This window comes from Prevotella sp. BV3P1, assembly GCF_000479005.1.
Lineage (GTDB): Bacteria > Bacteroidota > Bacteroidia > Bacteroidales > Bacteroidaceae > Prevotella.
In genome coordinates this window covers 36,562-49,547 of record NZ_AWXC01000008.1, presented here as the reverse complement: position 1 = coordinate 49,547, position 12,986 = coordinate 36,562, and the positions used below count along the sequence as shown (strand labels likewise).

General features: G+C 47.9%; 10 protein-coding genes. 7 read left to right on the top strand and 3 right to left on the bottom strand.

Features of this window, described 5'->3' with window-relative positions; all coding sequences use genetic code 11:
- Positions 1 to 106 precede the first annotated feature (106 nt).
- The gene (locus HMPREF1254_RS02255) at positions 107 to 2,965 is read left to right on the top strand and encodes a putative LPS assembly protein LptD (RefSeq protein ID WP_023057169.1); all 2,859 of its coding nucleotides are present in this window, start codon (positions 107 to 109) and stop codon (positions 2,963 to 2,965) included.
- 186 nt (positions 2,966 to 3,151) lie between these two features.
- Here the strand turns inward: HMPREF1254_RS02255 and HMPREF1254_RS02250 are convergent, their stop codons facing one another.
- Positions 3,152 to 4,576 carry a sodium:solute symporter gene (locus tag HMPREF1254_RS02250; RefSeq protein ID WP_036890859.1) on the bottom strand — a complete coding sequence of 475 codons (1,425 nt, stop codon included), beginning with the start codon at positions 4,574 to 4,576 and terminating at the stop codon, positions 3,152 to 3,154.
- 144 nt (positions 4,577 to 4,720) lie between these two features.
- Here HMPREF1254_RS02250 and HMPREF1254_RS02245 point away from each other — a divergent pair, with 144 nt between their 5' ends.
- From HMPREF1254_RS02245 to HMPREF1254_RS02220, 6 genes are all read left to right on the top strand, one after another.
- Complete coding sequence (locus HMPREF1254_RS02245; protein ID WP_036890891.1) at positions 4,721 to 6,082, top strand: TrpB-like pyridoxal phosphate-dependent enzyme; 1,362 nt, start codon at positions 4,721 to 4,723, stop codon at positions 6,080 to 6,082.
- Between the two features lie 677 nt (positions 6,083 to 6,759).
- Positions 6,760 to 8,490, top strand: a complete 1,731-nt coding sequence (gene lysS, locus HMPREF1254_RS02240) for a lysine--tRNA ligase (RefSeq protein WP_036890858.1) — start codon at positions 6,760 to 6,762, stop codon at positions 8,488 to 8,490.
- 110 nt (positions 8,491 to 8,600) lie between these two features.
- Complete coding sequence (locus tag HMPREF1254_RS02235) at positions 8,601 to 9,599, top strand: NAD(P)H-dependent glycerol-3-phosphate dehydrogenase (protein WP_023057008.1); 999 nt, start codon at positions 8,601 to 8,603, stop codon at positions 9,597 to 9,599.
- Between the two features lie 7 nt (positions 9,600 to 9,606).
- The gene (locus HMPREF1254_RS02230; protein WP_023057093.1) at positions 9,607 to 10,965 is read left to right on the top strand and encodes a glucose-6-phosphate isomerase; all 1,359 of its coding nucleotides are present in this window, start codon (positions 9,607 to 9,609) and stop codon (positions 10,963 to 10,965) included.
- Positions 10,966 to 10,971: 6 nt separating this feature from the next.
- Positions 10,972 to 11,709 (top strand): HAD family hydrolase, encoded by a 738-nt coding sequence (locus HMPREF1254_RS02225; protein ID WP_023057037.1) that lies wholly within the window; start codon positions 10,972 to 10,974, stop codon positions 11,707 to 11,709.
- A gap of 62 nt (positions 11,710 to 11,771) precedes the next feature.
- The gene (locus HMPREF1254_RS02220; RefSeq protein WP_023057114.1) at positions 11,772 to 12,368 is read left to right on the top strand and encodes a hypothetical protein; all 597 of its coding nucleotides are present in this window, start codon (positions 11,772 to 11,774) and stop codon (positions 12,366 to 12,368) included.
- Here HMPREF1254_RS02220 and HMPREF1254_RS02215 read toward each other — a convergent pair.
- Entirely contained in the window at positions 12,365 to 12,682 is a 318-nt protein-coding gene (locus tag HMPREF1254_RS02215; protein WP_023057120.1) for a heavy metal-binding domain-containing protein, read from the bottom strand. The two genes, HMPREF1254_RS02220 and HMPREF1254_RS02215, sit on opposite strands and share 4 nt — an antisense overlap.
- The gene (locus tag HMPREF1254_RS02210; RefSeq protein WP_023057023.1) at positions 12,683 to 12,931 is read right to left on the bottom strand and encodes a GlsB/YeaQ/YmgE family stress response membrane protein; all 249 of its coding nucleotides are present in this window, start codon (positions 12,929 to 12,931) and stop codon (positions 12,683 to 12,685) included.
- Positions 12,932 to 12,986: the final 55 nt, after the last annotated feature.

The following is a 12,986-nucleotide window of genomic DNA, read 5'->3' as shown; positions in this document are numbered from 1 at the left end:
GCACAAGAAGAAAAGCAACCAAAGCGCAAGTTTAGCATGATGTGTTAAGTTAAAAATAAAAAATTGTATATCAATTCGTTGTTATTTGTGTAATTTTGCACATTAAATGAGAACTCCGTCGGTTATAGTTCTGCTGCTGTTCATCTTTGTCTTCGTCATGGCAGACATGAACAGGTTTGATTCATACGCCAGGCAACAAACGCAACAACGTGACACGCTGGGTGTGGGCGACACCTTGTTACCAATCAAGCGCGATTCTACACTCGACAAACTCCCTGACTCCGTTGCCACCGACACCACCACATTAGACTCACTGCAGTTGGCCATTCGCAAGCATAATCAACTGATTGACGACTCGATTCGGCTCGATTCGCTCAACAGAAGGAGGGCGAACGGCATTGACGCACCGGTAGAATATACCGCAGAAGATTCGCTGATTTATGATGCGAAGAGCAAAACCACACACCTCTACGGCTCGGCTACCGTGAAATACGAGAACATGGATCTCAAGAGTGAGAAGATATACATGAGCATGGACAGCAACCTGGTGCACGCAACTGGTGCCATCAAGGACACTACAACCAAAGCGTTGGAAGGCACTCCCGTGTTCAAATTGGGGCAAGATTCGTACGAAAGCGACACCATGGCGTTCAACTTCAAGACCAAGAAGGGTCTTATCAACAACGTTTACACCCAACAAGAAGAGGGATTCTTGCGTAGTGAGCGGTCAAAGCGCGATTCTTCGGGCGTGGTGTACATGGAACACGGTCGATATACCACCTGCGATAAAAAACATCCCGACTTCTATATCGCGCTGTCAAGGGGCAAAGTGCGCCCGGGAAAGGACGTGGTTTTTGGTCCTGCCCATCTGGTAGTGGCCGACGTTCCGCTGCCTCTTGCCGTTCCATACGGTTTCTTTCCCTTCACTAAGAGCTATTCATCAGGCTTCATCATGCCGTCTTACGGCGATGAGATGGATCGTGGTTTTTATCTTAGAGACGGCGGATATTATTTCGCCATCAGTGACAAAATCGACCTGAAGGTGATTGGCGAGGTCTATACCAAGGGTTCTTGGGGCATTTCATTGGCCAGCAATTACAATAAAAGGTATCGCTATGGCGGTAGTATATTTCTCAGTTACCAGGATTCCAAGATGGGCGACAAGGGCCTACCTGACTTTTCCCGCCAACAAAGTTACAAGATACAATGGAGCCACCGACAAGACAAAAAAGCCAACCCCTACAGCTCGTTGGCGGCCAGCGTCAACTTTGCCTCCTCCAGTTACGAGCGCAACAACCTCACGAGCCTGTATAATCCGCAGGCACTCACGCAAAGCACCCGTACATCTTCCGTGAATTGGAGCACCACTTTCTCAAGCATTGGCATGTCACTGAGTAGCTCGATGAACCTATCTCAGAACATGCGCGACTCATCCGTCGCCATGACATTGCCCGATTTAAATATCAGCATCAGCCGGTTCTATCCGTTCAAGCGCAAGCATGTCGTTGGCGACGAGCGCTGGTACGAGAAGATTGCCGTAAGCTACACGGGTCGCTTCTCCAACTCTATCCAGACAAAAGAGGACAAGTTGTTCAAGTCGAACCTAATCAAAGACTGGAGAAACGGTTTCCAGCACGACATTCCTGTCAATGCCAACTTCACCCTGTTCGACTACTTCAACGTCAACCCCTCCTTCAACTTCACCGACCGCATGTACTCCAGCAAGATCCATCGGTCATGGGATGCAGCCTCTCAAAAGGTTGTGAACGACACAACGTATGGCTTTCACAACGTCTACAACTGGTCACTCAACCTGGGTGTGTCCACCAAGATCTATGGAAAGTTCATCCCCAACCGCAAACTCTTTGGCGACAAGGTGCAGGCCATCCGCCACGTCTTGACCCCTTCCGTGTCGTTCAGCTATGCTCCTGACTTCGGTGCACGCCGCTATGGCTATTACGATTACTATCAAAAGACCGACGCCGACGGCAATGTATCGCTCGTAGGATATTCTCCTTACGAGAACGGCATGTACTCCGTACCGGGCAGAGGACGCAGCGGAAACATATCATTCGACTTGGGCAACAACGTCGAAATGAAGGTCAAGAGCGACAAAGACTCAACAGGAATGAAGAAAGTGAGCATCATCGACGAGCTGGGATTATCGATGTCGTACAACATGGCGGCCAAAGAAAAGCCGTTGAGCGACCTGAATATGCGCATCAGACTGAAGTGGTGGAAGAACTACACCTTCAACCTCAACGCGCGATTTGCATCGTATGCCTACGAATTGGATGAAAAAGGCAGGCCCTACGAGGGCAACCATACGGAATGGGGAATGGGCCGTTTCGGTCGTTTCCAAGGCATGTCGCAGAACATCTCCTACACGCTGACGCCTGAAAAGCTGAAAAAACTCTTCACCGGCAGTCATGATGACGAGGATGAAGACGAACAAAACAAGAACGATAATGAAGGACGTCACACCGATATTGAGAGCAACATTGATGACAACATGATTGAGGGACAGCGCGGAGCAAAGAAGAAAACAAAGGCTGGCAAGGCCGAAACGGATGACGATGGCTACATGGCGTTCAAGTTACCTTGGTCAATTACCTTCGGTTATGGTATCACCATGAGTGAGAACAAAGACATCAACAAGTTCAATTATAAAACCATGCGCTATCCATACAAGTTCACTCAGACCCTCAATGTCAGCGGTAATGTTCGCATCAGTGATGGATGGAATATCAGCTTCTCATCGGGTTACGACTTTGAGAACCATGCCATGTCCATGACAACAGCATCACTTCAGCGTGATCTCCACTGCTTCAACATGAGTTGCTCCGTGGTGTTGGCCCCTTATACCAGCTACAATTTCACGTTCAGGGCCAACGCTGCCACCTTGACCGACGCACTGAAATACGATAAACGCAGCGGCTACAGCAATGCAGTGCAGTGGTATTGAGTGATAGTTGACAAGTTTACAAGTTGACGAGTTTACGAGTTGATAGTTCATAAACTCACATTTTGCAACCTTAAAGTTCAATGTTCAAAGCTCAAAGTTCAAAGTTTGATGGCTCACAAGCTCCCACATTGCAACATCAATTTTCATAAGTTGAAACCTCAAAGTTCAATGTTCAAATCTCAAAGTTCAAAGTACATCTTTCTTTCTCGTTACATACAATCCTACAAAGGTGAGCAAACCGTTGAGCAAGAGCAACTCATAGCCAAAATGATAGTGCCATAAATGCTGCGCAATCACATCCAACACATAGCACAACATGGGTGCGGCAATGGCTAAGTAGGGTACCCATCTGTCGTTTACATGGTACTTCGTGAGCAGTCCAAACGCAAACAATCCCAACAAAGGTCCATAAGTATACGATACCAATATATAGATAGCATCAATCAGGTTGGTAGAGTTGAACGTCTTGAACATCAGGATGAACAAGACAAACACCACGCCCATGGCGGCGTGAACACGATGTCTGAGCCGCTCATCGGCAGGTTTTTGACAAATGTCCACACAGTAAGTGGTGGTCAAAGCCGTCAAGGCAGAGTCGGCACTACTGAACGATGCCGCCACAATGCCAATGGTAAAGAACACCACCACCATGGTTCCTAACTCGCCCGTCGCTGCAAACATGGGCAACAACTCATCGCCGGCGGACGGCAGAGGCACACCCTGTTGCGCGGCCAACATAGACAACAGCACACCTAACGCCAAGAGCAACAAGTTGACAGGCACGAAGGCTAGTCCGTAGGTACACATGTCTTTCTGTGCCTCTCGCAAGGTCTTGCACGTCAAATTCTTCTGCATCATGTCCTGATCGAGCCCCGTCATCACGATAACGATAAAGATACCACTCACAAATTGCTTCCAAAAATTCTGTTTAGACAGCCAATCATCAAACACGAAGATACGACTTCTGTCATCCTGCGCAATAGCTTTCACGGCCTCAACCACATTCATATCAAGCATGGACATCACCTGTACAATGATGAAGATGAGCGCTGTGAACATGCAAAAAGTTTGAAACGTATCCGTCCACACCAAGGTCTTGATGCCTCCGCGCCGCGTATACAGCCAGATAAGTGACACCAACACCAAAGCAGTGACCATGAAAGGCACCCCGATGGCATCGAGTACAAACCGCTGTAAGAGCATGCACACCACATAAAACTTAACCGCCGAACCCGACATTTTGGATAACAAAAAGAACCAAGCACCCGTTTTATACGAACGAGTTCCCAAGCGTTGTTGCAGATAAGTGTAGATGGTGGTGAGATTCAGACGATAGTAAATGGGCAACAAAACAAAGGCCACCGCCACATAGCCCAGCACAAAGCCCAGACAGGTTTGTAGGTAAGTCATACCAATGGTGTTGACCATGCCCGGCACGGACACGAAGGTAACACCCGAAACCGACGCACCTATCATGCCAAAGGCCACCAAATACCAAGGCGACTGTCGGTTTCCGCGATAAAAAGTATCATTTGTGGCATGCCTTGTCGTCATCCTACTCAGTAACAACAAGGCCGCAAAATAGCCTAATAACGTAAGAACAATCGTCATATTTTTCATGCAAAGTTAACAAATCTCGCATGTATTGACCCACAAATGCAATCTTTTTCTTACCTTTGTTGGTGATAAAACCAGGCTTATCGGCCTATTTCGGGCCATCTGAATCATCAACCTAACAAAAAAAAGACAACAATGCTGAGCAAACAAAAGAAATTCATACTTCAGGAAAACGACATTCCAACACAGTGGTACAACATACAAGCCGACATGGTGAACAAGCCTTTGCCGCCGCTAAACCCAAAGACCAAGCAGCCTGTTTCGGCAGAAGACTTGTCGCACATCTTCAGCTTAGAATGTTCCAAGCAAGAACTTGACACCGAACACCGATGGATTGACATTCCCGAAGCGGTGCTGGACAAGTACAAATACTACCGATCCACCCCACTGGTTCGTGCCTATGCGCTGGAGAAAGCCTTGGACACACCGGCACATATCTATTTCAAAAACGAGAGTGTGAACCCGCTTGGATCGCACAAAATCAACTCGGCGCTGGCCCAATGCTACTACTGTAAGCAAGAAGGTACCACGAACGTTACCACCGAGACGGGTGCCGGACAATGGGGAGCAGCCCTGAGTTATGCGGCAAAGATCTTCGGATTAGAAGCTGCCGTGTACCAAGTGAAGATTTCGATGCAGCAAAAACCCTACCGCAGTAGTATCATGCGCACCTTCGGAGCCACCGTGGAAGGCTCGCCATCGATGTCAACACGCGCCGGAAAGGACATCATCACGCGCGATCCACACCATCAGGGAAGCCTCGGAACAGCCATCTCTGAAGCCATCGAGCTGGCTACTACCACGCCTAACTGCAAGTACACGCTCGGGTCGGTGCTCAATCATGTGGCGCTACATCAAACTGTTATCGGCTTGGAAGCAGAGAAACAAATGGAGATGGCGGGCGAGTATCCTGACATCGTGATTGCTTGTTTCGGTGGAGGAAGCAACTTTGGCGGCATGGCATTCCCCTTTATGCGCCATACTATCTTGGAAGGAAAACAGACAGAATACATTGCTGCCGAGCCCAGCAGCTGCCCGAAACTTACCCGTGGCAAGTTTGAATACGATTTTGGTGACGAGGCTGGCTACACGCCTCTGTTGCCCATGTACACGCTGGGACACGACTTCAAGCCCGCAAACATTCATGCCGGCGGTTTACGTTATCATGGTGCGGGCATGATAATCTCACAACTGGCAAAAGACAAGCTGATGCATGGCGTGGACATTCCACAGCTGGAGGCATTCGATGCCGGTATTCTTTTCTCTCGAACCGAAGGCATCATCCCGGCACCAGAGAGCTGCCACGCCATCGCTGCCACCATTCGTGAGGCACAAAAGTGCAAAGAGAGTGGTGAAGAGAAGGTGATTCTCTTTAATCTATCGGGCCATGGACTCATCGATATGACGGCATACGACAGTTATCTGAGTGGCGACTTGCGCAATTACAACATCACCGATGAAGAAATTGCGAACAGCCTCAAAGATGTTCCCGAGGTGTAATTTTCTTAACAACACACCGCTTCATATTTGGCGTATTTCCAAACCAACCTACCTATTGGTGCAAATACGCCAAATATAAGCAACTTTCATAAACAACTACCTCACAGTGAGTTATAGCCTTTACAGCTACTTTTAGCATTCTATTTCAAGACAATTTCTAGCCAAGAGCATTGCTTTTAGTGCACAATTCACATGCTTTTGAAGCACAAACTCATGTAGATTGATTGCCAAAGTGATACAGATTGACCACCAAAGTCATTGCTTTGAACGTAAAACTGGATATTGATGGTAGATCAATCGAATGTTTGCTTCCTTCCTGCCTATCGATTTTTTCTATTTCATCACTTTTCAAGTGCCTTTTTAAGGGCTTAAAACGATGAAAATATCCAATATTTTTTGGTGTGTAATGGCACGAATTTTCACCTGGCAAGCTGCTCCTTTGATTTGTTGACTCCTTAAATTCGTTGTTGAAAACAATGGCGGCGGAGCGTGTGTAGCGACACAAAACAGCAACCTGCTTGTCACGCAATTATAAAAAATATGAAAAGGTAGGCACATTCAGATTAATTTCGTACTTTTGCATAAAATAGGCTGCGCCTTAACAAAGCAAACGGTTGTGAGTGCTTTTGGCGGGCTCTATCCATCAGAATCAGGAAAAAATAGCTATTTTATCATATATGAACATCTTAGAATTAAGTGAACAGGAGATTGGTCGCAGACAAAGTCTCCAAGAGTTACGAAATATGGGCATCGACCCTTATCCTGCCGCAGAGTTTCCTACCAACGCGTACAGCACAGAGATAAAGGCTGACTATCAAGACAGCGAGGAAAAGCGAGAAGTGGTGATCGCAGGCCGCATGATGACGCGACGCGTGATGGGCAAGGCCAGTTTTGTTGAATTGCAAGATTCCAAAGGGCGAATACAAGTGTACGTTACGCGCGATGACATCTGTCCGGATGAGAACAAAGATTTGTACAACGTGGTGTTCAAACGCCTGTTAGACATTGGCGATGTCATTGGTATCAAGGGTTTTGTGTTCAAAACTCAAACTGGTGAAATATCGGTACACGCACAAAGTTTAACTCTGTTGAGCAAGGCCTTAAAGCCTCTGCCTATCGTGAAATACAAAGACGGAGTGGCCTACGACAAGTTTGACGACCCCGAATTGCGCTATCGCCAACGCTATGTCGACCTGATTGTGAACGACGGTGTGAAAGATACATTCCTCCAACGCGCTACGGTGTTACGCACGATACGCAAGGTACTGGACGAGGCTGGCTACACAGAGGTGGAAACTCCTACCCTGCAGGCCATTGCCGGTGGTGCCAGCGCACGCCCATTTATCACACACTTCAATGCGCTGAACACCGACATGTACATGCGCATCGCCACCGAACTGTACTTAAAACGACTGATAGTGGGCGGTTTTGAAGGCGTGTATGAAATCGGCAAGAACTTCCGTAACGAGGGAATGGATCGCAATCACAATCCTGAATTCACTTGCATGGAATTGTATGTGCAGTACAAAGACTACAACTGGATGATGTCGTTTACCGAAAAACTGCTGGAAACCATCTGCATAGCCGTCAACGGTAGTGCCGAACGGGAGGTTGACGGACAGATGATTAGCTTCAAAGCTCCTTACCGACGCTTGCCCATTCTTGACGCCATCAAAGAAAAGACGGGCCATGACCTCAACGGAAAGAATGAAGACGAGATAAGAGCAATCTGCAAGAAGCTCGGCATGGAGGTGGATGAGAGCATGGGTAAAGGCAAGTTGATTGACGAAATATTTGGCGAGTTCTGCGAAGGAACCTTCATTCAACCCACGTTCATCACAGATTACCCCGTGGAAATGTCACCGCTCACCAAGATGCACCGAAGCAAACCGGGACTGACAGAGCGCTTTGAACTGATGGTGAACGGCAAGGAGTTGGCGAACGCTTACTCTGAATTGAACGACCCCATCGACCAGGAAGAGCGCTTCAGGGAACAGATGAAATTGGCCGACAAGGGTGACGACGAGGCCATGATCATCGACCAGGACTTCCTGCGCGCGCTGCAATATGGCATGCCTCCCACATCGGGTATCGGCATTGGCATCGACCGTTTGGTGATGTTGATGACCGGAAAGACGTTCATACAGGAGGTGCTGTTCTTCCCACAAATGAAACCTGAGAAGAAAATACCGCAGAGCACGGTGGAAGAATGGGCAGCCATCGGCGTTCCGGAGCAGTGGGTACCCGTGTTCAGAAAGGCAGGATACAACCTGATTTCGGACATCGCGCAGGTGAAGGCGCAGGCCTTGCAGATGAATGTTTGCGGGGTGAACAAGAAATATAAATTGGGCTACGACAATCCGAAGGTTGAACAATTTCAACAATGGATTGACAACAGCCAGAAATAATTCATCATGCACAATTCATGATTCACACGCTTCTCGCTAACTATCCAGTGGATTGAGAAAAGAAGAATCATGGCTTGTGAGCAATCAGGATGAATTATGAATGAAGAATTATGAATTACAACTGCGGGAAGATAGCAATCATCGGGGGCGGAAGCTGGGCGACAGCGATCGCCAAAATCGTGGTGAGCCACGCTCATCACATTGGCTGGTACATGCGAAGAGACGACCGCATCGAGGATTTCAAGCGTCTGGGGCACAATCCCGCCTATCTGACCAGTGTGCATTTCAACACCGATGAGATTTTTTTCTCGTCAGACATCAACACCATCACCAGTGCTTACGACACGCTGGTCTTCGTGACACCGTCACCCTACTTCAAGAGTCATCTGCGGAAACTCAAGAACCGTCTGTGCGACAAGTTCGTCATCACCGCCATCAAAGGCATCGTTCCCGACGAAAACTTAGTGTGCTCGGAGTATTTCCACCAAGTGTTTGACGTGCCGTACGAGAACTTAGCCGTGATTGGAGGACCGTCGCACGCAGAGGAAGTGGCCATGGATCGTCTGTCTTACCTTACCATCGGCTGCGCCGACATACAGAAAGCGGAGGCGTTCGCCGAGTTCATTGCCAGCGATGTCATCAAGACCAAAACATCTACGGACGTGATTGGCATCGAATATTCTTCGGTTCTGAAGAACGTGTACGCCATCGCTTCGGGCATCTGCAGCGGTCTGAAATACGGCGACAACTTCCAAGCCGTGCTCACTGCGAACGCCGTTCAGGAGATGTTCCGCTTCCTCACGGCCGTACATCCCATCGAACGCAGTGCGTACGACTCCGTTTATTTGGGCGATTTGCTGGTGACGTCATACTCCAACTTCTCGCGCAACCGCACCTTCGGCACCATGATTGGCAAGGGATATTCAGTGAAAAGCGCGCAGATTGAAATGGAGATGATCGCCGAAGGATACTTCGGAACCAAGTGCATGAAAGAGATCAACCGGCACATGCACGTGAACATGCCGATCTTGGATGCCGTATACAACATCTTGTACGAACACATCAGTCCGCAAATAGAAATCAAATTATTAACAGATTCATTTAGATAACAATAAGATGAAAAGAATTAGTTTAGACATCACGAAGGCCACTCAGTTCTTGAAACCGGGAACAGTAGAGGCCTATGAGGGTAAGGTAAAATCCGTACAAGAAGCACTTGAAAACGGTACTTGTCCAGGAAACGATTTCTTAGGATGGTTACATTTGCCCTCCTCCATCACACCTGCATTTCTTGACGAAGTGCAAGCATGCGCCAACACCTTACGCGAAAAGTGCGAAGTGGTGGTGGTTGCCGGTATTGGCGGAAGCTACTTAGGGGCTCGTGCCGTGATAGAGGCCTTGGGAAATTCATTCGCTTGGCTGGTGAACGACAAGAAGAATCCTACCATTCTCTTTGCAGGAAACAACATTGGCGAGGACTATTTGGCAGAACTCACCTACTACTTGAAGGATAAGAAGTTTGGTGTCATCAACATATCTAAATCGGGTACCACCACTGAAACGGCTCTTACCTTCCGCTTGTTGAAGAAACAATGCGAGGCACAACGTGGCAAAGAAGAGGCTAAAGACGTGATTGTGGCCATCACTGATGCGAAAAAAGGTGCCGCACGCACATGCGCCGACAAAGAGGGATACAAGAGTTTTGTCATTCCCGACAATGTAGGCGGACGCTTCTCCGTACTCACTCCCGTTGGATTACTGCCCATTGCCTGCGCTGGTTTCGACATCAAAGCCTTGGTACAGGGCGCTGCCGACATGGAAAAGGCAACGGGGAAAGACGTGGCTTTGCAGGACAACATAGCCGCTCAGTACGCTGTTGTGCGCAATGCGCTGTATCGCGAAACGGGTAAGAAGATTGAGATTATCGTCAACTTCCAGCCCAAACTTCACTTCATCGGTGAATGGTGGAAACAACTTTACGGTGAGAGTGAAGGAAAAGACCATCTGGGTATTTATCCTGCCGCATGCGATTTCACCACCGATTTGCACTCCATGGGACAGTGGATACAAGAGGGCGAGCGTTCAATCTTCGAAACTGTAATCAGTGTTGAGCAGCCTAACAAGAAGATGCTGTTCCCCAAAGATGAGGAAAATCTTGACGGTTTGAACTTCTTGGCAGGCAAACGGGTGGACGAAGTGAACAAGATGGCTGAGCTGGGTACACGACTGGCGCACGTTGACGGTGGCGTTCCCAATATCCACGTCAGTCTTCCGGAACTGAACGAGTATTACATCGGACAGCTGCTTTACTTCTTCGAGAAGGCCTGCGGCATCAGCGGAAACCTCTTGGGCGTGAATCCTTTCAACCAACCGGGTGTGGAAGCGTACAAGAAGAACATGTTCGCCCTGCTCAACAAGCCTGGCTACGAGGCTGAAAGCAAAGCCATACAAGAGCGTTTGGCAAACGAAAAATAAGATTGAATGTTTGAAAACGAAATACAAGATTATTTGAGAAAGCATGACTTTGCGGCGTTCCAACCCAAAGTCGTGCTTTTTGATATGGACGGTGTGCTGTACAATTCAATGCCGCATCACGCCGTTGCGTGGAAAGAATCGATGAAGAGTTTCGGTCTTGATATGACCGAAGCGGATGTCTATGCCACTGAAGGAATGAAGGGTGTAGACACCATCAGGATGATGGTTAAGCAACAACAAGGGCATGACATATCGGAAGAAGAGGCGCAAAAGATGTACGATGAGAAAGGTAGACTGTTTCATCAAATGCCCGAAGCGCCTATCTTTGACGGGGTACTCGACCTCATGAGCAAGATAAAGAAGAGCGGAATGAGCATTGGGATTGTTACAGGTAGTGCACAAAAGCAGTTGATTAAACGACTTGTAAACGATTTCCACCAATTCTTATCTGAAGAGAATATTGTCACAGCCTATAACATCAAACACGGAAAACCTGCGCCCGACCCATATTTGAAGGGCTTACAATTGACGGGAAACTACCAGCCTTGGGAAGGAATCGTGGTGGAGAATGCTCCTATGGGCATACGGGCTGGCGTGGCGGCTCAAATCTTTACGGTAGCCATCAACAGTGGTCCCCTACCCGACAGCACCCTTAGAAAAGAAGGTGCCGACCTACTTTTTCATCAAATGACCGAGTTCTGTGCGATCTGGGAACAGCTTCTGGAGGCAGCCAAACACGCTTAAATCCAGCTTCAATCAACGGTCAAGAACGGTAAAATGTTTGATGAAAACCAACAAAATGTAAGATGATCACCAACATTTACTTATCACATACCATCATTCTGCGGCGAATCTTTGTTTTAGCCACCGTACTATTGCTTAGCGGAATGAAGCTCCAAGCACAGCAATGTCTGGTGTGTGACGCCATTACCCGTGTCCCCATCCGCGACGTAGAGGTGCATGCAAACGGAAAATTTGTTGGAAAAACCACCTACAGAGGACTAATATCCTTACCTTACAACACAAAGAGTGCCACGTTCTACAAACGCAACTATCTGAAAGAAACACTCTCTGCAGAAGAAATTAGGAAAGACACTGTCTTCCTCTTCCCTGCAGAATACAGCCTTGGAGAAGTGATTATCTGGGGAAAACACATGCAAAATATTGACAGTCTGAAAGCCAATCGCCCCTACATGCCACCAGACCATGACGCATCCCATGGATTCTTTGAGTTCGATTTAGCCAAGATGCTCGACTTTAGGAAGAAGAGAGACATGAAACACCTCAGGCAGTTGAAGGAGGCTTTTCGCAAGATAGATGCCGCAGAAGACCCCATAGAAAAGGCCTACCGCGAAACGTTATGCGAGCAAGAGAGGCAAGAACAGCGGGGAAAGCGGCGCTAAATGAGCACCGCTGTTCCGCTTACTGCCACCATTAGCATACTCCCAGACTGTCCAATGGTTTCATAATCGATGTCAATACCCACGACAGCATTCGCACCCAATGCCTCTGCACGTTCTTGCATCTCGTGCAAAGAAGTATCCTTCGCCTCACGAAGAACCTTCTCATAAGCATTGCTACGGCCGCCAATGACGTCGCGTATACCAGCAAAGAAATCCTTCAAAACATTGGCGCCGATAATGGTTTCGCCCGTTACAACGCCCTTATACTCCAAGATTTTTCTTCCTTCAACGGAAGGAGTTGTTGTCAGCAGCATTTATTTTGATTTTCTAAACAGCGATACAAGCCAAAGTAATAAGACAGCACCCACTACAGCTGTTCCTAAAGAGCCAATGGTTCCACCCCAAGAGATGTTCAACAGGCTCAGCGTCCAGCCACCTACAACACCGCCAACGATACCCAGCAGCAGGTTCATCCAGAAGCCAAAACCACCACCACGCATAATCTTACCGGCAATAAAGCCAGCCAAACAACCAATAATAATTGATCCAATAAGTCCAAACATAATCTTTATTTTTAAATTGACACAAAATTCTTTCAGCCCCAATCCGCTCTACTAT

Coding starts and splice junctions, on each gene's coding strand:
- HMPREF1254_RS02255 (WP_023057169.1), top strand. CDS start 107: ATGAGAACTCCGTCGGTTATAGTTCTGCTGCTGTTCATCTTTGTCTTC.
- HMPREF1254_RS02250 (WP_036890859.1), bottom strand. CDS start 4,576: ATGACGATTGTTCTTACGTTATTAGGCTATTTTGCGGCCTTGTTGTTA.
- lysS (WP_036890858.1), top strand. CDS start 6,760: ATGAACATCTTAGAATTAAGTGAACAGGAGATTGGTCGCAGACAAAGT.
- HMPREF1254_RS02235 (WP_023057008.1), top strand. CDS start 8,601: ATGAATTACAACTGCGGGAAGATAGCAATCATCGGGGGCGGAAGCTGG.
- HMPREF1254_RS02230 (WP_023057093.1), top strand. CDS start 9,607: ATGAAAAGAATTAGTTTAGACATCACGAAGGCCACTCAGTTCTTGAAA.
- HMPREF1254_RS02225 (WP_023057037.1), top strand. CDS start 10,972: ATGTTTGAAAACGAAATACAAGATTATTTGAGAAAGCATGACTTTGCG.
- HMPREF1254_RS02220 (WP_023057114.1), top strand. CDS start 11,772: ATGATCACCAACATTTACTTATCACATACCATCATTCTGCGGCGAATC.
- HMPREF1254_RS02215 (WP_023057120.1), bottom strand. CDS start 12,682: ATGCTGCTGACAACAACTCCTTCCGTTGAAGGAAGAAAAATCTTGGAG.
- HMPREF1254_RS02210 (WP_023057023.1), bottom strand. CDS start 12,931: ATGTTTGGACTTATTGGATCAATTATTATTGGTTGTTTGGCTGGCTTT.